The 1,635-nt window shown below is 53.8% G+C and carries 1 rRNA gene; it reads right to left on the bottom strand.

Annotated features, from left to right (window positions below):
* Positions 1–67 precede the first annotated feature (67 nt).
* Positions 68–1,617: ribosomal RNA gene (locus UN64_RS19800) — 16S ribosomal RNA — on the bottom strand.
* Positions 1,618–1,635 lie beyond the last annotated feature (18 nt).

Genomic DNA, 1,635 nt, shown 5'->3' with positions numbered 1-1,635 from the left:
TCAAAACTGAACAAAAGGCAAAAGGTGTACTTACGAAACAGTCGAAGCTGTTTCATAATCTCCATAGAAAGGAGGTGATCCAGCCGCACCTTCCGATACGGCTACCTTGTTACGACTTCACCCCAATCATCTGTCCCACCTTCGGCGGCTGGCTCCCAAAAGGGTTACCCCACCGACTTCGGGTGTTACAAACTCTCGTGGTGTGACGGGCGGTGTGTACAAGGCCCGGGAACGTATTCACCGCGGCATGCTGATCCGCGATTACTAGCAATTCCGGCTTCATGTAGGCGAGTTGCAGCCTACAATCCGAACTGAGAATGGCTTTTTGGGATTGGCTTGGCCTCGCGGCTTCGCAACCCTTTGTACCATCCATTGTAGCACGTGTGTAGCCCAGGTCATAAGGGGCATGATGATTTGACGTCATCCCCACCTTCCTCCGGTTTGTCACCGGCAGTCACCTTAGAGTGCCCAACTGAATGCTGGCAACTAAGGTCAAGGGTTGCGCTCGTTGCGGGACTTAACCCAACATCTCACGACACGAGCTGACGACAACCATGCACCACCTGTCACTCTGTCCCCCGAAGGGGAAAGCTCTATCTCTAGAGTGGTCAGAGGATGTCAAGACCTGGTAAGGTTCTTCGCGTTGCTTCGAATTAAACCACATGCTCCACTGCTTGTGCGGGCCCCCGTCAATTCCTTTGAGTTTCAACCTTGCGGTCGTACTCCCCAGGCGGAGTGCTTAATGTGTTAACTTCAGCACTGAGGGTGGAACCCCCCAACACCTAGCACTCATCGTTTACGGCGTGGACTACCAGGGTATCTAATCCTGTTTGCTCCCCACGCTTTCGCGCCTCAGCGTCAGTTACAGGCCAAAAAGCCGCCTTCGCCACTGGTGTTCCTCCACATCTCTACGCATTTCACCGCTACACGTGGAATTCCACTTTTCTCTCCTGCACTCAAGTCTCCCAGTTTCCAATGACCCTCCACGGTTGAGCCGTGGGCTTTCACATCAGACTTAAGAGACCGCCTGCGCGCGCTTTACGCCCAATAATTCCGGATAACGCTTGCCACCTACGTATTACCGCGGCTGCTGGCACGTAGTTAGCCGTGGCTTTCTGGTTAGGTACCGTCAAGGTACGAGCAGTTACTCTCGTACTTGTTCTTCTCTAACAACAGAGCTTTACGACCCGAAGGCCTTCATCGCTCACGCGGCGTTGCTCGGTCAGGCTTTCGCCCATTGCCGAAGATTCCCTACTGCTGCCTCCCGTAGGAGTCTGGGCCGTGTCTCAGTCCCAGTGTGGCCGATCACCCTCTCAGGTCGGCTACGCATCGTCGCCTTGGTGAGCCGTTACCTCACCAACTAGCTAATGCGCCGCGGGCTCATCTGTAAGTGTCAGCCGAAACCGACTTTCAAAGAAGAAACATGCGTTTCTTCTTATTATCCGGTATTAGCCCCGGTTTCCCGGAGTTATCCCCGTCTTACAGGCAGATTACCCACGTGTTACTCACCCGTCCGCCGCTAAATCAGAGGAGCAAGCTCCTCTTCATTCGCTCGACTTGCATGTATTAGGCACGCCGCCAGCGTTCATCCTGAGCCAGGATCAAACTCTCCATAAAAGTGTTTGACTTGCTCTA

The organism is Fictibacillus arsenicus (genome assembly GCF_001999465.1).
GTDB lineage: Bacteria > Bacillota > Bacilli > Bacillales > Fictibacillaceae > Fictibacillus > Fictibacillus arsenicus.
This window is presented reverse-complemented; position numbering and strand designations above follow the sequence as displayed.